Below are 19,606 nucleotides of genomic sequence, written 5' to 3'. Positions count from 1 at the left end.
GGTATGCCTAGCGGGCGACGCCTTCGCAGAGCGTCGCGAGATCCGGCGCGCCGGGGGCCGTCAATACTGCGATCCGTCCGTCGCTCTCGAATTGCCAATCGGATTCTGCGCGCGTAGCGGGCCCTGCCAGCCGCCAGCGCACGCCGGGCACGGCGCGGGTGATCACCTCGGCCTCGCGGTTGCGGGCGGTGTCGGTATAGGGAAACAGGTCGTAGGCCAGCACCGGCACGCGGCCCTGCAGCCGCAGCGTCACCGCGTCGATCCGCCCGACCGAGGCCAGTTGCACGGCCGGGGCACCCTCGGGCATGGCGACGGGCCAGAGACGCAGCTGCGTGCGCGGTACCGCGCCGCGCTCCTCTTGCCAGGCGAGATCGGTGGCGATGCCCTCGAGCAGTAGCGACGAGGCCGGCGGCAGGCCGCGCAGCGTCAGCACCAATATCTCCAGCGGCTCGAGGTCGCCACGCGCATAGGTGCGGTTGCGCAGCCAGCCGAGGCTCTCGAGCAGGCGCGCCGGGTTGTCGAAGCCGATCAAGGCGAGGTTCACCGGCTGTGCTTCGTGCAAGGGGGTCTCGCCGGTGCGCGCCACCAAGGTTTCGTCGAGGGCGCGGCAGGCGGTCGCCAGCGGTACCGGTGCCACCCGTTCGACCGCCTCGACCCGCGCGGTCAGGGTGCCGAGATTGACCGCGACGAACATCGCGAGCGCCAGCACCACCGAATAGGCGATCCGGATCGACAAGGCGTGCCGCGTCTGGCGCAGGATCAGCGCCGTGCCGAGGAGCAGGATCGCGGCGAGGCCGATCAGGACCCAGTAGGGCGACAGCCAGATCAGCAGCGAGTCGCCCGGCTCCAACCCGAATGCGGCGAGGCCGCGCGCGGTCGCGTAGCCGATCGCCACGTATTGCGCCACGGCGAGCACCGCGCCCAGCGCCGAGACCGCCAAGTAGGTGAGGGGCCGCATGCCCCAGGCGCCGGCAAGCACTTGGCTGAGCGTGGCGATCGGCCAGATCAGCTGCGCCAGCACCACGAAGGGCGCGCCGCGCCGCATGAACAGACGGCGGGCCCGCGCCATCGCGCCCGGCGCCGCGTCCATCCGCGCCAGCACCCGCGCGCCTGCCAGCCGACCGAGCCAGAACGAGGCCTGCGCGCCGATCCACGCCCCCAGCATGCAGGCAAGGATCGAGCTCCAGCCGCCCTGCGGCAGCTGCGTGCCGAGATAGACATAGACCGGTTCGGTGGGCACGAAGGCGCTGATGATCGGCAGCTGGTTTACCATCGTTGCCAGCAGCAGCGCCGGTATGCCCCACGACAACATGCAACGACCCCTTCGGTGGCGCGCCCGGCGCACCGTTCTCGCCCTGCGCCTTGCCGGTCCGCTGTAGCGTCTCGCGCGCGAGCGTGCATCCCCGTTTGGCCGGTCCGGGTCCCCTGCGCCAACCGGGGGTGGCAGGGCTGCCGCAATCGGGCGTCACAACGGGCGCCCGCGCAGCAGGCGGAATGTGCCCAATAAAGCATCATTCCGGGCGAATGGGCGGACAGGAAGCATGCAGGTGCCGAATTTCATCGCATCTCACAGGCGGTCCGGTGGGCCGACGTTGACGACGCGCGGTGGTGGCCGGATGGCTGCGCCATGGGTGACAGGTTAAGCATCGTGGTGGTGGAGCCGGATCGGGAGCGCGCGCGCCTGATCGTCGAAAGCCTGCGCGCCACCGGCGACCACGAGATCCGGGTGCTGCATGAGGCGACCGGTCTCGCCCGGCGGATCGGCGAAGCTGACCCCGACATCGTGCTGATCGACATCGCCGATCCGTCCCGCGACACGCTCGAGGAGCTGGCGCTGGCCTCAGGCCCTCTCGACCGGCCAGTGGCGATGTTCGTCGATCGCAGCGAGCAAGGGCTCACCCGCGCGGCGATCGAGGCCGGGGTCTCGGCCTATGTGGTCGACGGTCTGCGCCCCGAGCGGCTCAAGCCGGTGCTCGACGCGGCGATGGCGCGGTTTCAGGTGTTCCGGCAGATGCGGACCGAGCTGGCGGCAACGCGCCGCGCGCTCGAGGAGCGCAAGGTGATCGACCGGGCCAAGGGCATCCTGATGAAGGCGCGCGGCATCGACGAAGGCGAGGCCTATGCGCTGCTGCGCCGCACGGCGATGGATCAGGGGCGGCGGCTGGCCGAGGTGGCGGAATCGCTGGTCACCGCGGCGGGGCTGCTGTCATGAACCTGCCGGTGATCGCGCTGGGCTTCACGCCGCTGGTCGACGCGGCCCCGGTCATCGTCGCGCGCGAAATGGGCTTTGCCCGCGCCGAGGGCATCGACATCGCGCTGCACCGTGCGCCTTCCTGGTCTGCCTCGCGCGACATGCTGGCCTTTGGTGCGGTGGACGCGGCGCACATGCTGTCGGCGGTGCCTGTCGCCACGGCGCTGGGGCTGGGCGGGGCGGGCGCGCCGATCCATGCGCTGTCGGTGCTGTCTCTCAATGGCAACGTGATCGGCGTCAGCCGCGATCTTGCCGCGCGGATGCGCGCGCGGGGGCATGGTTTCGGCTTCGACGATGCCGGCGCCGCCGCGCTGGCGCTGCGCGACGCCGCAGGGGCAGGGCTCAGGATCGGCGTGCCCTTTCCCTTTTCCATGCATGCCGAGCTGATCCGCCACTGGCTCGACACCGCGGCACCGGGCGCCGAGGTGCAGATCCGCAGCGTGCCACCGCCGCTGATGGCCGAGGCAATCGGGGCGGGCGAGATCGACGCCTTCTGCGTCGGTGAACCCTGGGGATCGATCGCGGTGGAAACCGGCACAGGCGAGCTGCTGCTGCCGGGGGCCGCGATCTGGGACGCCGCGCCTGAAAAGGTGCTTGCGGTGCGCGCCGGAGAGGCGGGTGACCCGCGCTTCGAGCCGTTGCTGCGGGCCGTGTGGCGGGCTGGGCGCTGGCTGGCGCAGCCCGGGAGCCGCACCGCCGCCGCCGAGCTCCTGGCCCGGCCGGAATATCTCGACATGCCGGCCGAACTGGTCGACCGGGCGCTGTCGGGGCGTCTCACGGTCTCCTCGCGCGGCGAGGTGCGGCGCGTGGATCGTCTGGTGAGCTTCGATCCCGCCGAGGCCGGCTACCCCTGGGGCGCACAGGCAGCGTGGATCGGGCGCCATCTGGCGGCACGCGCCGGGCGCGACCCGGAGGCGGCGGCGCGCAGCGTGACGGCCGTGTTTCGTGGTGATCTCTACCGCCGCGCGCTGGCGGCTACCGGCGCTTCGTTGCCATTGGGCGATTCCGATCCGCAGGCCCCCGGGCTGCGGCCCGAGCGGTTCTTCGACGGACGCATTTTCGACTCTTCGCCGGCCCGGTGATCAATTTTCGGGCAGTTCCGCGCATGACCCCCGAAGCCTACGCCGCATCGCGGCAATGCCCTTGCGGCAAGGGATCGGAAGGGTCCTAATCGACGATGTAGGCCGGGCAATGGCGCCGGGCCGACCGAATTCTCCCAGCGAATGGGCGATCTGGAGCAAAGCCGCTCGATGGTTCCGTGACCTTCCGGTCGCGAGATCTGTCGGCGGCTCTTTTTGTTTTTGCCCGGACCTGCCGGGCCACGGACAGGGAACGACCTTCATGACAAGGCTGACCGCGATCCTCGCTGCTTCCACATTCCTCGCCGGCCCCGCCATGGCCGAAATGCTGACGCTGGAGAAGGACGAGCTCACCTTCGGCTTCATCAAGCTCACCGACATGGCGCCGCTCGCGGTGGCCTACGAGCAGGGCTACTTCATGGATGAGGGGCTGTTCGTCACGCTCGAGGCGCAGGCGAACTGGAAGGTGCTGCTCGACGGCGTCATCGACGGCCAGCTCGACGGCGCGCACATGCTGGCGGGCCAGCCGCTCGCCGCGACCATCGGCTACGGCACCGAGGCGCATATCGTCACGCCCTTCTCGATGGACCTCAACGGCAACGGCATCACCGTATCGAATGCCGTCTGGGAGGCGATGAAGCCCAACATCCCGACCGACGCCGAAGGCCGCCCGCAGCACCCGATCTCGGCCGCGGCCCTGAAGCCGGTGATCGAACAGTACCGCGCCGAAGGAAAGCCCTTCAACATGGGCATGGTCTTCCCGGTCTCCACCCATAACTACGAACTGCGCTACTGGCTCGCCGCAGGCGGCATCGAGCCGGGCTACTATTCCGAGCAGAACACCACCGGCCAGATCGGCGCCGAGGCGCTGCTGTCGGTGACGCCGCCGCCGCAGATGCCCGCGACGCTCGAGGCCGGCACAATCTATGGCTACGCCGTGGGCGAGCCGTGGAACCAGCAGGCCGTCGCCATGGGCATCGGCGTGCCGGTGATCACCGATTACGAGCTGTGGAAGAACAACCCCGAGAAGGTCTTCGGCCTGACCGCCGACTTCATCGAGGAAAACCCCAACACCACGATCGCCATCACCAAGGCGCTGATCCGTGCCGCGATCTGGCTCGACGAGAACGACAACGCCAATCGCGAGGAAGCGGTCGAGATCCTGTCGCGCCCCGAATATGTGGGCGCCGATCCGGAAGTGATCGCGGCCTCGATGACCGGCACCTTCGAATACGAGAAGGGCGACGTGCGCGAGGTGCCGGACTTCAATACCTTCTTCCGCCACCACGCCACCTATCCCTTCTATTCGGACGCGGTGTGGTACCTCACCCAGATGCGCCGCTGGGGCCAGATCGCCGAGGCCAAGCCCGACAGCTGGTACGACGAGGTCGCCAAATCCGTCTACAAGCCCGAGATCTACCTCGAAGCGGCGCGGATGCTGGTCGAGGAGGGGCTCGCCGACGAGGCCGACTTCCCCTGGGACAGCGACGGCTACAAGGCGCCGACCCCGGCCGCCGATATCATCGACGGCATCGGCTATGACGGCCGCGCCCCCAACGCCTATCTCGACAGCCTGCCGATCGGGTTGAAGGGCGACCAGACCGTGGTCGGCTCCGAAATCCAGGGCTGACCCCCGACAGGGATCCCGCCCGGGGTCCCGCCACTCCCATTCCCTCCGCAGATCCCAACCCCCGGAGCACCCCCATGACCGCAGTCGATCCCACCGCCATCGAGGCTGGCCACAAGGAGGCCCGGCGTGCCCGCTGGTTCGCGCGCCTCGGTGCTGCCGACCGCTGGTTCCAGGTCCTCGGCCTGGCCTGGCTCACCCCGCTGATCAAGGCCGCCGCCGGTGACAACCCGCGCGCGCAGATGCGCGATGTCTGGCGGCTCCTGGGCGTGCCGCTCCTGGCCATCGCGGGGTTCCTCGCGCTCTGGGCCGCGCTGGCGCCGCAGGTGCAGACCTCGCTCGGCGCGATCCCCGGGCCGGGGCAGGTCTGGACCGAGGCCGTGGGCCTGCACGAGGACGCGGTTCGCACTGCGGAAAAGAAGGCCCGCTTCGAGGAGCAGGTGGCCCTGCGCAACGAGCGGCTGGTCGAGCAGGGCAGGGCGGATGAGGTCAAGGAAATCGCCTTCACCGGCTCGCCCTCCTATTACGACCAGATCGGCACCTCGATCATGACCGTGTTCTTCGGCTTCCTGGTGGCCAGCGCCGTGGCGATCCCGCTGGGCATCATGGCGGGCCTTTCGGCCACCGCCAACGCGGCGCTGAACCCGCTCATCCAGATCTTCAAACCGGTCTCGCCGCTCGCATGGCTGCCGATCGTGACCATGGTGGTCTCTGCCGTCAGCGCCGCCGAGGGCGGGCTGTTCGCCAAGTCGTTCCTCGTCTCCGCGATCACCGTGACGCTCTGCTCGCTCTGGCCGACGCTGATCAACACCGCGCTCGGCGTGGCGCAGGTCGACCGCGATCTGGTCAACGTCTCCAAGGTGCTCAAGATGAGCCCCCGCGCCAAGATCACCAAGCTGGTGCTGCCCTCGGCGCTGCCGCTGATCTTCACCGGGCTCCGCCTGTCGCTCGGCGTGGGCTGGATGGTGCTGATCGCCGCCGAGATGCTGGCGCAGAACCCCGGCCTCGGAAAGTTCGTCTGGGACGAGTTCCAGAACGGCTCCTCCTCCTCGCTGGCGCGGATCATCGTCGCGGTGCTGACCATCGGCATCATCGGCTTCCTCCTCGATCGGGTGATGTTCGCGCTGCAGTCGCTCTTCACCTACGCCCCGAACCGGTGATCGCCATGACCAGCATCCTGACATTCGACAACGTCTCCAAGGGTTTCGGCGAAGGCAAGACGCGCAAGGACGTGCTGCGCAGGATCGATCTCGACGTCGCAGAAGGCGAGTTCGTGGCGATCCTCGGCTTCTCGGGCAGCGGCAAGTCGACGCTGATGAACCTGATGGCCGGGCTGGTGACGCCCGACCAGGGCAGCGTCAGCTTCAAGGGCAAGCCCGTCACCGGCCCCGGTCCCGAGCGTGGGCTGGTGTTCCAAAGCTACTCGCTGATGCCCTGGCTCACCGTGGCGGGCAACGTGATGCTCGCGGTCGAGGCGGTGCATCCCAAGCTGTCGAAGGCCGAAAAAGCCGCCAAGGCGCAGCGCTATATCGAGATGGTGGGTCTGGGCCATGCCACGACCCGCCGCCCGGCCGAGCTGTCAGGCGGCATGCGCCAGCGCGTCTCTGTCGCCCGCGCCCTGGCGATGGAGCCCGAGGTGCTGCTCCTCGACGAGCCGCTCTCCGCGCTCGACGCGCTGACCCGGGCCAATCTCGCCGACGAGATCCTCGAGATCTGGGAGCGCGAGCGCACCACCTGCGTGCTGATCACCAACGACGTCGACGAGGCGATCCTGCTCGCCGATCGCATCGTGCCGCTGAACCCCGACGGCACACTGGGCGAGGCGGTGCAGGTGACGCTTCCGCGGCCACGTGACCGGGCGGCCATGAATTCCGACCCCGCCTTCAAGGCGCTGCGGGCCCGGGTGACGGGCTATCTGATGGATGTCGGCATCAAGTCCCGCGTCGAGGGCACGCGCCGCCTGCCGGACATCCGCCCGGTCCACGACCTACCCGCCGCGCAGAAGGCGGCGCAGGAAGGCCTGATCGACGAGCGCTTCCTCGACTTCAGTCAGCTCCACAAGATCTACCCGACGCCGAAAGGCCCGCTGACGGTGGTCGAGGACTTCAATCTCAAGATGAACCGTGGCGAGTTCATCTCGCTGATCGGCCATTCCGGCTGCGGCAAGTCGACCGTGCTGACCATGGCCGCCGGCCTCAACGAGATCTCCAAGGGCGCGATCAAGCTCGACGGTCGCCATGTCGAGGGCGCCGATCCCGAGCGCGCCGTGGTGTTCCAGAGCCCCTCGCTGTTCCCGTGGCTCACCGCGCGCGAGAACGTCGCGGTCGGGGTCGACCGGGTCTATCCGCGGGCCAGCCAGGGCGAACGGCAGGAGGTGGTCGAACATTACCTCGAACGTGTGGGCCTCGGTGACGCGATGGACCGGATGGCGTCCGAGATGTCGAACGGCATGCGCCAGCGCGTCGGCATCGCCCGGGCCTTCGCCCTCTCGCCGAAGCTGCTGCTGCTCGACGAGCCCTTCGGCATGCTCGACAGCCTCACCCGCTGGGAGTTGCAGGAGGTTCTCATGGATGTCTGGGACCGGACCAAGACCACGGCGGTCTGCGTCACCCACGACGTCGACGAGGCGATCCTGCTGGCCGACCGGGTGGTGATGATGACCAATGGCCCCCGCGCCACCATCGGCAAGATCGTCGACGTGAACCTGCCGCGCCCGCGCACCCGCAAGGCGCTGCTGGAGCACGCGGACTACTACCACTACCGGCAGGAAGTGCTCGATTTCCTCGAGGAATACGAGCACGGCCGTGACCCTCGCAAGAAATCGGCGCCCAGCGCCATCGCAGCGGAGTGACCGCCATGACCCAGAAACTCGTCGTCATCGGCGCCGGCATGGCCTCCGGCCGGATGCTGGAGCACCTGTTCGAAAGCGACCCCTCGGCCTATGAAGTCACCCTCTTCAACGCCGAGCCGCGCGGCAACTACAACCGGCTGATGCTCTCTCCGGTTCTGTCTGGCGAGAAGACCTATGCCGAGATCGTCACCCATGACGAGGATTGGTACGCGGCCAATGGTGTCGCCTGCCGCTTCGGCGAGCGGGTGGTCGAGATCGACCGGGATCGCAGGGTCGTGGTCGGCGAGAAGGGCGAGGTGCCCTATGACAAGCTCGTCGTCGCGACCGGCTCCGACCCCTTCATGATCCCGCTCCCGGGCCATGACCTTGAAGGCGTGATCCCCTACCGCGACCTCGAGGACACCGAGCGGATGATGGGCCTCTCGGCCAGGCCGGATGCGAAGGCGGTGGTCATCGGCGGCGGGCTCCTCGGCCTCGAAGCGGCGGCCGGCATGGCCGCGCGCGGCGTCGAGGTCACCGTGGTGCACATCATGGGCCACCTGATGGAGCGCCAGCTCGACGAGGCGGCGGGGTATCTCCTGCGCCGGGCCCTCATCGACAAGGGCATCAAGGTGATGTGCTCGGCCAACTCCAAGGAGATCCTCGGCGAGAATGGTCATGTGAAGGCACTGCTGCTCGATGACGGCACCGAGCTGCCCTGCGATCTCCTGGTCATGGCGGTGGGCATTCGCCCGAGCGTGGCGCTCGCGAAATCCGCTGGTCTCGCGGTCGGGCGCGGCGTGCATGTCGACGACCAGATGGTCACTTCGGACGCGGACGTGCTGGCCTTGGGCGAATGCGTCGAGCACAACGGCGCGGTGTTCGGCCTCGTCGCCCCGCTCTACGACCAGGCCAAGGTGCTGGCCCAGACGCTGCTGGGCCAAGAAGCCGCGTTCCAGCCCAAGGAGGTCGCGACCAAGCTCAAGGTCACCGGCTGCGACCTGTTCTCGGCGGGTGACTTCGCCGAAGGCGAAGGCCGCGAAGACATCGTGTTCCGCGATCCGGCGCGCGGCGTCTACAAGCGCCTCGTGCTGGAAGGCGAGCGGCTGATCGGCGCGGTGATGTATGGCGACACCGCCGACGGCGCCTGGTTCCACGGCCTGATCAAGGACCGAGAGAACGTCTCGGAGATGCGCGACACGCTGATCTTCGGGCCTGCCTTCCAAGGGGGCGCCCAAGCGGACCCTATGGCGGCCGTTGCAGCCTTACCGGCTGACGCAGAGATCTGCGGCTGCAACGGCGTGTGCAAGGGCCGGATCGTGGAGGCCGTCGAGGGCGGCGCCACGACCATCGAGGACGTGCGCGCCGTGACCAAGGCGTCGGGCTCCTGCGGCACCTGCACAGGGCTGGTCGAACAGGTCATGGCGTTGAGCTTGGGTGACGATTTCGTCATGCCGACGGCCAAGCCGGTCTGCGGCTGCACCGACCTCACTCACGAGGATGTCCGTCGCCTGATCAAGGCACGCGAGCTGAAGTCGCAGCCCGCCGTCTGGCAGGAACTGGGCTGGACCACGCCCAATGGCTGCCATGTCTGCCGCCCGGCGGTGAACTACTACCTGTTGGCCGACTGGCCGCTCGAATACCAGGACGACCCGCAAAGCCGCTTCGTCAACGAGCGCAACCATGCCAACATCCAGAAGGACGGCACCTATTCGGTGGTGCCGCGCATGTGGGGCGGGCTGACCAATTCGCGCGAGCTGCGCGCAATCGCCGACGCCGCCGACAAGTATGGCGTGCCGACCGTCAAGGTCACCGGTGGCCAGCGCATCGACCTCCTGGGCGTGCGCAAGGAGGACCTGCCCGCGATGTGGGCCGATCTGAACGAGGCGGGGCTGGTCTCTGGTCATGCCTATTCCAAGGGGCTGCGCACGGTGAAGACCTGCGTCGGGCGCGAGCATTGCCGCTTCGGCACGCAGGACAGCACCGGCCTCGGCGTGAAACTCGAAAAGCGGCTCTGGGGCTCCTGGACGCCGCACAAGGTCAAGCTCGCGGTCTCGGGCTGCCCGCGCAACTGCGCCGAGGCGACCTGCAAGGATCTGGGCATCGTCTGCGTCGACTCGGGCTTCGAGATCGGGGTCGGTGGCGCGGCGGGCATGGATCTCAAGGAGATCCAGCCCCTGGTGAAGGTCGCGACCGAGGCCGAGGCCGAGGAATGGTCGGTAGCCTTCGTGCAGCTCTACCGCGAGCACGCCAAGTATCTCGACCGACCCTACAAGTGGATTGCCAAGGTCGGCATGGACTGGGTGCGCGCGGCGCTCTCGGACGCGGAGGAGCGCGCGGCGTTGGTGGCGCGCTTCGACCTAAGCCAGACGATCTACCAGAAGGACCCCTGGGCCGAGCGGGCCGAACCGGCGCAGGCGCGCCGCTTCCAGCCGCTGGCCGATCTCACGCTGGAGGCTGCGGAATGAACTGGATCGATGTGGGCGCTCTCGACGACATCCCGCTGCGCGGCGCGCGGCTGGTCAAGACGCCGGTCGGTTGCGTGGCGCTGTTCCGCACCGGTGAGAACGAGGTCTTCGCCGCCTCCGACCGCTGCCCGCACAAGGGCGGGCCGCTGTCGGAAGGCATCGTGCATGGCCGCGCGGTGACCTGCCCGCTGCACAACTGGGTGTTCGACCTCGAAACCGGCGAGGCGCAGGGCGCGGATGAGGGATCGATCCCGACTTATCCGCTGCGAGTCGAGAACGGACGGCTGCTGCTCGACGGCGACGCGGTGGGCCGCAGGGCGGCGGCATGACCGGGCCCGCGCATCTTTCCGCGCAGCCCGGCGAGATCCGCACCACCTGCGCCTATTGCGGCGTCGGCTGCGGCGTTCTTGCCAAGCCGGACGGGCAGGGCGGTCTGACGGTGCGCGGCGATCCGGACCATCCGGCCAATCGCGGGCGGCTCTGCTCCAAGGGCACGGCGCTGGGCGAGACGATGGGCCTTGAGGATCGGCTCCTGCATCCCGTGATCGGCGGGGCGCGGGCCGATTGGGACACGGCGCTGAACCATGTCGCCGACCGGTTCCGCGAGACGATCGCCGAACACGGCCCCGACAGCGTCGCCTTCTACGTCTCGGGGCAGATGACCACCGAGGATTACTACGTCGCCAACAAGCTGATGAAGGGCTTCATCGGCTCAGCCAATATCGACACCAATTCGCGGCTCTGCATGGCCTCGACCGTGGCAGGCCACAAGCGCGCCTTCGGCACTGACACGGTGCCCGGCACCTATGAGGATCTGGAACTCGCGGATCTCGTCGTACTGACCGGCTCTAACCTTGCCTGGTGCCACCCGGTGCTCTACCAGCGCATCGTCGCGGCCAAGGCGGCCCGGCCCGCGATGCGCGTCGTGGTGATCGATCCGCGCCGCACCGCGACCTGCGACATCGCCGATTTGCACCTCGCGATCGCGCCGGGGGCGGACGTGGCGCTCTTCAACGCGCTTCTGGCGGAGATCGACCGCCGCGGCGCCCGAGACCCGCGTTTCGCGCGCCATATCGACGGCATGGCCGAGGCGCTGGCCGCCGCCAATGCGGAGGATGCCTCGCTCACCGGGCTGGGTGCGGCAGAGATCGCAGCTTTCCTCGACATGTGGATCGGCACCGAGAAGGTTGTGACCGTGTTCAGCCAGGGCGTGAACCAATCCGCCTCCGGCAGCGACAAGGTCAACGCCATCATCAACTGCCATCTCGCCACCGGCCGTATCGGGCAGCCGGGCATGGGCCCGTTCAGCGTCACCGGTCAGCCCAACGCCATGGGCGGGCGCGAGGTGGGCGGCCTCGCCAACGCGCTGGCGAGCCATCTCGACATCGACAACCCCGCCCATCGCGACGCGGTGCAGCGCTTCTGGAAGGCCCCGGCCATGCCGGCGGGCGCGGGCCTCAAGGCCGTCGACATGTTCCGCGCGGTCGAGCGCGGCGAGATCAAGGCGCTGTGGATCATCTGTACCAACCCGGCGATGTCGATGCCCGAGGCCGACCGGGTCCGCGCGGCCATCGCGAATTGCGATTTCGTGGCCGTGAGCGAGATCACCGCCTCCACAGACACGGCGCGGCTCGCCCATGTGCTGCTCCCGGCTGCTGGCTGGGGCGAGCGCGACGGCAGCGTCACCAACTCCGACCGCACGATCAGCCGCCAGCGCGCCGTGTTGCTCGCCCCGGGTGAGGCGCGCCCCGACTGGGCGATTCTGGCCGAGGTCGGTCGGCGCATGGGCTGGCCGGAGGCCTTCGATTGGCCCGACGCGGCGGCGGTGTTTCGCGAGCACGCGGCGCTATCCGGCGTCGCCGGGCGGCTGGGCGCCGATTTCGACATCTCCGATCACGCGGCGCTCGATGCGGAGGGCTATGCCACGCTCGCGCCGTTCCGCTGGCCCGCCGCCGGGGCGCGGCAGGGCGGGCGCTTCTTCTGCGACGGGCGGTTCTTCACGCCCTCCGGGCGGGGCCGGATGATCCCGGTCACGGCGCGGCCGCCGGTGGCAGAGCCCGATGCGGACCACCCGTTCCAGCTCAACACAGGGCGCATCCGCGACCAATGGCACAGCATGACCCGTTCGGGCCGTTCGGCGCGGCTTAACCGGCACATGGGCGAGCCCTTCGTCGAGATCCATCCCGAGGATGCGGAGCGGCTCGGCCTCGCTCCGGCCGGTCTGGCCGAGTTGCGCAACCACGCTGGACGCACGGTGCTGCGCGTGCTGGTCACCGACCGGGTGCGCCGGAGCGAGGTCTTCGCGCCGATCCACTGGAGCGGCGAGACCGCGCCCACGGGCCGGGTCGACGCGCTGGTGACGGCGCATGTCGATCCGGTCTCGGGGCAGCCCGAAAGCAAGGCGGTGCCGATCTCGGTCGCCCCCTATGCCGCGCGCTGGTTCGGCTTCGCGGTGGCCCAGGCTCGGCCCGCGCCGGAATGCGGCTACTGGGCGCGTGCCCGGGTCGAGGGCGGCTGGCAGGTCGAGATGGCGGGGATCGAGACGCCGGAGGACTGGGAGGAGGAAGCACGGCGTCTGTTCGGCCTGCCGGATGCGCAGATCATGCGCGTCTCGGACCCGGCGCGCGGAACCGAGCGGCTGGCCCTGATGGAGGAGGGGCGGCTGGTGGCGGCGCTTTTCGTCTCGCCCGAGCCGGTGGCGCTGTCGCGCACGCATCTGGCGGGGATGCTTGGCGGCGAGGATCGGCAGGCGCTGTCGGGGCGGGCCGCCGCCGGTCGGCCCGATCCGGGGCCGGTGCTCTGCGCCTGCCTCGGTGTCGGCGTCAACACCATCCGGGAGGCGATCGTGACGGGCCGCGCCACCAGCGTTGCGGCGATCTCCGAGGCGCTGGGCGCGGGGAGCAATTGCGGCTCCTGCCGTCCGGAGATCGCGGCGCTGATCGCCGCCGCGCGGCCGGCGGCCACGCCGCGCGCCGCCTGAGCCGGGCCGCCGCCGGGGGAGGGGCGGCGGCAAAACCGCTTTATGCGGCCGGGCTTTCCCGCCATACCGCTGGGGAAAGCGAAGGCGGGAGACCAGTCGATGAACCGGCGCATCTACATCCTCAACGGACCCAACCTGAACCTGCTCGGCAAGCGTCAGCCCGAGATCTACGGCCACGACACGCTCGCGGACGTGGAGCGCGACTGCGCGGCGCTGGGCGCGGAGCTGGGGCTTGAGACGGCGCTGTTCCAGTCCAACCACGAGGGCGGCATCATCGACCGGATCCACGAAGCGCGCGATCAGGCAGCAGGGATCATCATCAACCCGGCCGCCTATACCCATACTTCGGTGGCGATCCTCGACGCGCTCAACGCCTTCGACGGGCCGGTGCTGGAGGTGCACATCTCCAACGTCCACAAGCGCGAGAGCTTCCGCCACCATTCCTACGTTTCGCTGCGGGCCGACGGCGTGATCGCGGGTTTCGGCGTTCAAGGCTACACGCTGGCGCTGCGCCGCATGGCGACGCTGCTGGCCTGACGCCGTGGCCGTCCCCGAGGATCGCATCCCGCAGCTCTCGTCCGAGGGAGATTGCGAGGAGATCGCGCGGCTCCTGACGACCTACGCCTTCTCCTGGGACATCGAGCGGGCACTCGAACTGGCGCTGTTTCGTAGCTACGCGGTGCCGTCGATTTCGGGGCTCCTGATGAAGACCCGCGAATTCGCCGAACGGCCCCGCAAGCGTTATGACGACACCGAGCTGCTGATCTCCGAGCCGATGGAGAACGGCATCGACAGCGACCGCGGCCGCGCCGCGATCGGCCGCATCAACGCGATGCATGGCCGTTACCGCATCGCCGATGATGACATGCTCTACGTGCTGTGCACCTTCGTGCTCGAGCCGATCCGTTGGCTCGACCGTTTCGGCAGATGGCCGATGACGGCGCATGAGCGCGCGGCATGGACCAATTATCACCGCCGGCTCGGGGCCCGGATGGGAATCCCCGGAATCCCGGCGGATCTGGCCGGCTTTGAGGCATTTGCCGCCGCCTTCGAGCGCGACCGCTTTCGCTTCGCGCCGAGCAACGCGGCGCTGGCCGGGATCACCTTGGAGTTGTTGCTCGGCTTCTACCTGCCGCGCCGCCTTCATCGTTTCGGTCGACCGGTGGCGCTTGCGCTGATGGACGCGCCGCTGCTGTCGGCGACCGGTCTGCCGGCACCATCCGACCAACTGCGGCGCTGGGTCCATCTGGCGATGCGGGGGCGGGCCTGGCTGCTGCGCTGTTTGCCGCGTCGACGCCGGCCACGGCTGGTGACCGCGCGGCGGCGGCCGGGCTATCCCGGGGGCTACCGGATTTCGGAACTCGGCACGTGGCCGCAGACGTAGGAGAGGGCCGAACGGACTGGTACTTGAGGCGTCAGACCATTTCCTGATCGCGCGCCATCATCGCGGCCTGGGTGCGGTTCTTGGCACCCATCTTGCGGCACAGTGTCTTCACGTGGAGCTTGACCGTGACCTCCTGAATGTCGTGGTCGAGCGCGATCTCCTTGTTCGACTTGCCCTTGGAGATGCCTTCGAGCACCTGCCGCTCGCGCGGGGTGAGATGGGCCAGTGCCGGGTTCTCGACCTCCTTGGCGGTCATGAAGTCGACCGGCACGAAGGTCTCGCCCATGCTCATGAACTTGACCGCGTTGGTCATCGAGCGGGCCGACATGGTCTTGGGCAGGAAGCCCGCGGCGCCTGCGGCCAGCGCCTCTTCGGCGACCGACTTGTCGGCACTGCCGGAGATCAGCGCGACCGGGTTGCCGCCGGCAGCCTCGATCGCCTCGCGCAGCCCTTCCAGACCGCGCATTCCCGGCATCCGGAAATCGAGCAGCACGAGTTCGAAGGGGCCGTTGCGCACCATCTCGCCCATCGCTTCCTCGAAGCTGGCGCACTGGATCACCTGCATGCCGCCGTCCCGCTCGAGATATGCCGCCATCATCTCGCGTACCAGGTCGTGGTCATCTGCGATCAGGATACGCATGGTCGGTCCTTTCGATTTCCGCCACGATCCGGCCGATCCGGGTCGTGGCAACGTCATATTTAGGATACCGAGAATCGATAGGTCTTGAAACGGGCGAATCCGAGGCCATCAAGCAGATTTCATAGGTTAACCCCCTGAAGCTGGGGTTTCGTGGCCACGGTCTGCGCGAGTGATAGCGAGGGGATTCGCAAATTGCGTCCAGATCGCGCATTCTGGGCGTGGTTGCGCGAAGCGGAAAGGAGCCAGAATGCAGTTGGTCTATGCGAGTGCTGTGATGGGATTGACCTTTTCCGGTCTGGCCCTGGTCGGACTCTCAATGCCCGGCTTCTCGGCTGCCGAAACCGATTCGACCCGCACCGAGGTCCAGCACGCCCCGGTCACGGACGAAAGCCGTTCCCAGATCGAGCCGGGCAAGCTGCGGATCGGCGGCCCCGATGTGACGCCTCTGGTGCTCGACTTGGCGGCGCTCGACGAGCTTGAGCAGGAAAGCTTCGAGACCGGAACGATCTGGACCGATGGCGAGAGCCAGTTTTCCGGCGTACCGGTTGCGGCGCTGATCGAGGCGGCCGGGCTGAGCGAGCTCCGCAGCGACCCCGACGCGGTGCTCGAGATGACGGCGCTCAACGACTACCGCGTGCGGATCCCGCTCTCGGACATCGAGGACCGGGTGCCGATCGTCGCTACACGGATCGACGGCGAAACCGTGTCGATCCGAGAAAAGGGTCCTTTCTGGATCGTCTATCCCTATGACCGGGGGCCGGAATACCGCACCGAAGAGCATTACAAGCGGAGCATCTGGCAACTTGCGCAGATGACCGTGACGGAGTGACGGAGCCGCGCCGGTGAGTGTCCGGGAAGGCATCGGACATGGATTGGCGCGGCACCTCAACATCCGCAGTGGCCTGGGCATCGCCGCCGCGATCGTGCTCACGGCGGTGCTATCGCTCGGCTGGATGCTGGGCCGCCAGATCCGCGATCTCGAAAGCGCCGGCATCGACAACACCCAGTGGACGCTGGCACAGCTCGAACTCGAAACCGCGATCTTCGCGCGTGACGTGATCGCCGCCGGGCAGGGCGGCGCGCTGAGGCAGGGCCGCGACGTCGCAGCCCTCAAGCTGCGTTTCGACATCCTTCTCAGCCGGCTCGGTCTTGTGCGCAGCGGCGAGATCGGCCGGCCGCTGCTCGAACATCCGGGCGTTCCGGCGCTGCTGGCGCAGATCGACGCCTATGCCGACCGGGTCGACGCGCTCTTCGCCGCGCCCGATGTCGGCTCGGAGGAGCTGCAGCGGATCTTCGAGGAGACGATCGGCGTGCAGCCGGTAATGCGGGAGCTGTCGCTGAACGGCCTCGACATCCTCGCCGAGGACGCCGAATCCTACCGCCACCGGGTGCGCAGGCAGGCCGAACTCACCGCCCTTGCCGGGGGGCTCCTGCTGATCCTGCTCGGCGCGCTGTTGCGGCTGATCGACGTGCAGCGCCGCCGCGTGGTCGAACGCGACCGGGTGCTGTCGCGTACCGCTGAGCGGCTCAACTCGGTGATCGGCAACTCGCTCGACGCGATCGTGGTGGCGGACCGGCAGGGACGGATCATCGACTTCAACCCGGCCGCAGAAGAGATGTTCGGCTGGCGCAAATCCGAAATCCTGAGCCGCAAGGTGCGCGACACGCTGGTGCCGGTGGAGCGGCGCGAGATCTTCGAGGAGCGGATCCGCACCTTTGCTGCGACTGGCCGGGAATACCTGATCGGCGCTGGCCGGGTCGAACTGGTGGCGCGGCGACGCAATGGCGAGCTGTTCCCGATCGAGGCGGTGATGACCCATGTCGAGGGTCCGGAAGCGCCGGTCTTCATCGGCTATCTGCGCGATATCACCGATCTCAAGGCCAGCCAGGCGCGGCTGATCGCGGCCCGCGACACCGCCGAGCGGGCCGACCGTGCCAAGTCGCGCTTCCTGTCGGTGATGAGCCACGAGATGCGCACCCCGCTCAACGGCATCATGGGGGTGCTCGACCTTCTCAACACCACCGCGCTGAGCCCCGACCAGCGGCGCCAGGTCGGTGTCGCTCTCGCCTCCGCCGAAATCTTGCTGCAGCTGGTTAACGAATCGCTCGATATCACCCGCATCGAAACCGGCGAGGAGCGGATCGAGACCGTGGCCTTCGCGCCTGGCCCGATGCTGCAGCGGCTGATCTCGGTGCTGCGCCCGCTCGCGGCCGAAAAGGATCTGCCGCTCGACCTCGATGCCGATGAGACCGATCTCGGCGCTTGGTTCGAGGGCGACCCGAACCGCGTCGCGCAGGTCGTCACCAACCTGATCGGCAACGCCATCAAGTTCACCGAGCGCGGTGGCATCACCGTGTCGCTCCGCCTCGCGGAAACCGGGATCGAAATCACGGTGCGCGACACCGGAATCGGCATCGCCGAAGCCGACCTCGAACGGGTCTTCGCGGAGTTCGTGACCCGGGCTCGCCCGGAAGGACGGCAGGGGCGCTCCGACGGGCTCGGCCTCGCCATTTCACGGCGGTTGGCGCGGATGATGTCGGGCGACATCACCGTCTCCAGCGTGCCGGGCGAGGGCAGCACTTTCCGGCTGTGGCTGCCACTGCCCCAGATTGCCCCGCCGCTGGAGGCGCCCGAGCCGATCCCAGAACCCGCGACGCCCGGATCGGCTCTGTCGGTGCTCGTGATCGAGGATAACGCGGTCAACCGGATGGTGCTGCGCGGCATGCTGCAGCAACTCGGTCACATCGTCTCCGAGGCCTCGAACGGCGCGAAGGGGCTGGAGCGGCTACGGGCCGAGCATTTCGACCTGGTGCTGATGGATTTCGAGATGCCGGTGATGGGCGGTATCGAAGCCGCGCAGGCGATCCGCGACACTTTCCCGGCCGACCGTCGGCCCCCGGTCATCGGGCTGACCGCGCATGGCACCGCCGAGGCCCGCGCCGCGGGCGTCAAGGCCGGCATGAGCGAGGTCTATGCCAAGCCGCTGCGCCTGCCGGTGATCCGGCGCATCCTCGACGGGATCGGTACGCGCGGCGAGGCTCGCGGAGCAATACCGGATTGTCCTCCCGATCCGATGCCGGTCGGCGCGCTGGTGGATTCGGATGATTTCGAGGAAGTGGTCGAGATGCTGGGTGCCGAGCGGATCGGGGCGGCGCTCGACGGCTTCGAGCGCGAATGGCACGAGGCCCGCCCCGTGCTGGCGGGACTGATAGAGTCGGACGAAGGTGTCGTGGCGGTGGCGCACAAGCTGCGCGGTGGTGCGGCGATGCTGGCGCTGGCGGGCCCGGTCCAGAGCCTTGGCCGGATCGAGCGCCGGGCGCCGCAGCGATGCACGACGGCGGAGGTGGAGGCGCTGAACGCGCAGGTCGAGGCGGCGCTGGCCATGGCCCGCGATTGGCTCGCGGCCTGGGAGCCGGACGGGGCCGACGCCTGAGCGCCGACCCGCCTGCGCGGAACCGCCGGGTCAGCCCTGGATGCGGGCCGCCATCAGCGCGATCGCCTTCTGATAGACGCCGGCGGCGTTCCATTCCTGGATCACCCGGAAGTTCGGCTGGCCTTCCTGGTAGCCGGCGCCGGGCTGCCAGCCCTTCTGCCGCAAGTAGTTGGCGGTCGAGGCCATGGCGTCGGTCAGGTTGGTCAGGTCGACCCGGCCGTTGCCATCGCCGTCGACGCCGTAGCGCAGGATGTTGCCGGGCAGGAACTGGGTATGGCCCAGCTCGCCATGCATCGCCCCGATCGAGTTGGGGGAGACGGCGCCGCGATCGACTAGCATCAACGCGGCCAGAGCATGCTGTGAAAAGAAGTCGGACCGGCGGCAGTCATAGGCCAGCGTCGCGATCGCCGAGAGCACGTTCGAATCGCCCATGAAGTTGCCGAAGCCGGTTTCCATGCCGTGGATCGCGATCAGCACGCCCGCCGGCACGCCGTACTGGCTCTCGAGGCTCTGCCAGAAGCCGGGATTGGAGGCGAGCTTCTTGCGGCCCTGCGCGACGATCGTGTCGGCACCGCGCACCTGCAAGAACTTGTCGAGCGAGTAGTTGAAGCTCTTCTGGTTGCGGTCGGCATTGATGGTGCGCTGGGCGTAGCTGGTCTGGGCCAGCGCGTTCAGACCGGCCTGTCCGACGCCCTGCGCCGCTGCCTCGGCGGCGAATTCCTGTTTCCAGCGTTCGAAGCCCGAGGCGTCGTTGCCGCAAGTGGCGGCTGCGGCGGTACCGGCACCGAGGCCCAGCGCGAGAAGGGTGGAAAGCACGTATCGCAAGGGGTAACTCCCATGAAAATTGAGGCCGTCCGCTGGATGGACGGGGTTTGGAGACCACTTAGCCCGTGCCGGTGTAGCGGCAACGTCG

General features: G+C 68.6%; 15 protein-coding genes. 12 read left to right on the top strand and 3 right to left on the bottom strand.

Annotated elements, in window-relative coordinates; translation table 11 throughout:
* Window positions 1–7 precede the first annotated feature (7 nt).
* Window positions 8–1,312: a VTT domain-containing protein gene (locus T8T21_RS08340; protein WP_322335235.1), complete on the bottom strand. Its 1,305-nt coding sequence runs from the start codon at window positions 1,310–1,312 to the stop codon at window positions 8–10.
* 315 nt (window positions 1,313–1,627) lie between these two features.
* Between T8T21_RS08340 and T8T21_RS08335 the strand changes: the two genes are divergently transcribed.
* The 10 genes from T8T21_RS08335 (at window position 1,628) to T8T21_RS08290 (ending at window position 14,619) form a co-directional block, all read left to right on the top strand.
* Complete coding sequence (locus tag T8T21_RS08335) at window positions 1,628–2,212, top strand: ANTAR domain-containing response regulator (protein WP_183471648.1); 585 nt, start codon at window positions 1,628–1,630, stop codon at window positions 2,210–2,212.
* The gene (locus T8T21_RS08330) at window positions 2,209–3,333 is read left to right on the top strand and encodes an ABC transporter substrate-binding protein (RefSeq protein ID WP_322335234.1); all 1,125 of its coding nucleotides are present in this window, start codon (window positions 2,209–2,211) and stop codon (window positions 3,331–3,333) included. Before T8T21_RS08335 ends, T8T21_RS08330 begins: the two co-directional genes overlap by 4 nt.
* A gap of 259 nt (window positions 3,334–3,592) precedes the next feature.
* Window positions 3,593–4,960, top strand: coding sequence for a CmpA/NrtA family ABC transporter substrate-binding protein (locus tag T8T21_RS08325; RefSeq protein WP_322335233.1), 1,368 nt, complete (start codon window positions 3,593–3,595; stop codon window positions 4,958–4,960).
* 74 nt (window positions 4,961–5,034) lie between these two features.
* Window positions 5,035–6,117 (top strand): ABC transporter permease, encoded by a 1,083-nt coding sequence (locus T8T21_RS08320; protein WP_183471655.1) that lies wholly within the window; start codon window positions 5,035–5,037, stop codon window positions 6,115–6,117.
* A gap of 5 nt (window positions 6,118–6,122) precedes the next feature.
* Window positions 6,123–7,808 (top strand): ABC transporter ATP-binding protein, encoded by a 1,686-nt coding sequence (locus tag T8T21_RS08315; protein ID WP_322335232.1) that lies wholly within the window; start codon window positions 6,123–6,125, stop codon window positions 7,806–7,808.
* A gap of 5 nt (window positions 7,809–7,813) precedes the next feature.
* Window positions 7,814–10,255: a nitrite reductase large subunit NirB gene (nirB, locus tag T8T21_RS08310; protein ID WP_322335231.1), complete on the top strand. Its 2,442-nt coding sequence runs from the start codon at window positions 7,814–7,816 to the stop codon at window positions 10,253–10,255.
* Window positions 10,252–10,584 (top strand): nitrite reductase small subunit NirD, encoded by a 333-nt coding sequence (gene nirD, locus T8T21_RS08305; RefSeq protein ID WP_322335230.1) that lies wholly within the window; start codon window positions 10,252–10,254, stop codon window positions 10,582–10,584. Before nirB ends, nirD begins: the two co-directional genes overlap by 4 nt.
* Window positions 10,581–13,235: a molybdopterin-dependent oxidoreductase gene (locus T8T21_RS08300; RefSeq protein WP_322335229.1), complete on the top strand. Its 2,655-nt coding sequence runs from the start codon at window positions 10,581–10,583 to the stop codon at window positions 13,233–13,235. The genes nirD and T8T21_RS08300 overlap by 4 nt, the downstream gene beginning before the upstream one ends.
* A gap of 99 nt (window positions 13,236–13,334) precedes the next feature.
* Window positions 13,335–13,772 carry a type II 3-dehydroquinate dehydratase gene (gene aroQ / locus T8T21_RS08295; RefSeq protein WP_322335228.1) on the top strand — a complete coding sequence of 146 codons (438 nt, stop codon included), beginning with the start codon at window positions 13,335–13,337 and terminating at the stop codon, window positions 13,770–13,772.
* Between the two features lie 4 nt (window positions 13,773–13,776).
* Window positions 13,777–14,619 carry an oxygenase MpaB family protein gene (locus tag T8T21_RS08290; protein WP_322335227.1) on the top strand — a complete coding sequence of 281 codons (843 nt, stop codon included), beginning with the start codon at window positions 13,777–13,779 and terminating at the stop codon, window positions 14,617–14,619.
* A 31-nt stretch (window positions 14,620–14,650) separates the two neighbouring features.
* On the opposite strand, the gene T8T21_RS08285 is transcribed toward T8T21_RS08290, so the two are convergent.
* Window positions 14,651–15,259 carry a response regulator transcription factor gene (locus T8T21_RS08285; RefSeq protein WP_183471669.1) on the bottom strand — a complete coding sequence of 203 codons (609 nt, stop codon included), beginning with the start codon at window positions 15,257–15,259 and terminating at the stop codon, window positions 14,651–14,653.
* Window positions 15,260–15,506: 247 nt separating this feature from the next.
* Here T8T21_RS08285 and T8T21_RS08280 point away from each other — a divergent pair, with 247 nt between their 5' ends.
* Together T8T21_RS08280 and T8T21_RS08275 are read left to right on the top strand one after the other, a co-directional pair.
* On the top strand, window positions 15,507–16,088 hold the full coding sequence (locus tag T8T21_RS08280; protein ID WP_322335226.1) for a hypothetical protein: 582 nt from the start codon (window positions 15,507–15,509) through the stop codon (window positions 16,086–16,088).
* A 13-nt stretch (window positions 16,089–16,101) separates the two neighbouring features.
* On the top strand, window positions 16,102–18,693 hold the full coding sequence (locus T8T21_RS08275) for an ATP-binding protein (RefSeq protein WP_322335225.1): 2,592 nt from the start codon (window positions 16,102–16,104) through the stop codon (window positions 18,691–18,693).
* A 30-nt stretch (window positions 18,694–18,723) separates the two neighbouring features.
* Here the strand turns inward: T8T21_RS08275 and T8T21_RS08270 are convergent, their stop codons facing one another.
* The gene (locus T8T21_RS08270; RefSeq protein WP_322335224.1) at window positions 18,724–19,518 is read right to left on the bottom strand and encodes a lytic murein transglycosylase; all 795 of its coding nucleotides are present in this window, start codon (window positions 19,516–19,518) and stop codon (window positions 18,724–18,726) included.
* Window positions 19,519–19,606: the final 88 nt, after the last annotated feature.

The organism is Limimaricola variabilis, from assembly GCF_034371605.1.
GTDB classification, from domain to species: domain Bacteria; phylum Pseudomonadota; class Alphaproteobacteria; order Rhodobacterales; family Rhodobacteraceae; genus Limimaricola; species Limimaricola variabilis.
Note: the sequence above shows the minus strand (reverse complement) of the source record. Positions and strands in the feature narration are given on the sequence as shown.

Excerpts from the sequence above, each read along its gene's own strand:
- T8T21_RS08340 (WP_322335235.1), bottom strand. The coding sequence starts at position 1,312 with ATGTTGTCGTGGGGCATACCGGCGCTGCTGCTGGCAACGATGGTAAAC.
- T8T21_RS08335 (WP_183471648.1), top strand. The coding sequence starts at position 1,628 with ATGGGTGACAGGTTAAGCATCGTGGTGGTGGAGCCGGATCGGGAGCGC.
- T8T21_RS08330 (WP_322335234.1), top strand. The coding sequence starts at position 2,209 with ATGAACCTGCCGGTGATCGCGCTGGGCTTCACGCCGCTGGTCGACGCG.
- T8T21_RS08325 (WP_322335233.1), top strand. The coding sequence starts at position 3,593 with ATGACAAGGCTGACCGCGATCCTCGCTGCTTCCACATTCCTCGCCGGC.
- T8T21_RS08320 (WP_183471655.1), top strand. The coding sequence starts at position 5,035 with ATGACCGCAGTCGATCCCACCGCCATCGAGGCTGGCCACAAGGAGGCC.
- T8T21_RS08315 (WP_322335232.1), top strand. The coding sequence starts at position 6,123 with ATGACCAGCATCCTGACATTCGACAACGTCTCCAAGGGTTTCGGCGAA.
- nirB (WP_322335231.1), top strand. The coding sequence starts at position 7,814 with ATGACCCAGAAACTCGTCGTCATCGGCGCCGGCATGGCCTCCGGCCGG.
- nirD (WP_322335230.1), top strand. The coding sequence starts at position 10,252 with ATGAACTGGATCGATGTGGGCGCTCTCGACGACATCCCGCTGCGCGGC.
- T8T21_RS08300 (WP_322335229.1), top strand. The coding sequence starts at position 10,581 with ATGACCGGGCCCGCGCATCTTTCCGCGCAGCCCGGCGAGATCCGCACC.
- aroQ (WP_322335228.1), top strand. The coding sequence starts at position 13,335 with ATGAACCGGCGCATCTACATCCTCAACGGACCCAACCTGAACCTGCTC.
- T8T21_RS08285 (WP_183471669.1), bottom strand. The coding sequence starts at position 15,259 with ATGCGTATCCTGATCGCAGATGACCACGACCTGGTACGCGAGATGATG.
- T8T21_RS08280 (WP_322335226.1), top strand. The coding sequence starts at position 15,507 with ATGCAGTTGGTCTATGCGAGTGCTGTGATGGGATTGACCTTTTCCGGT.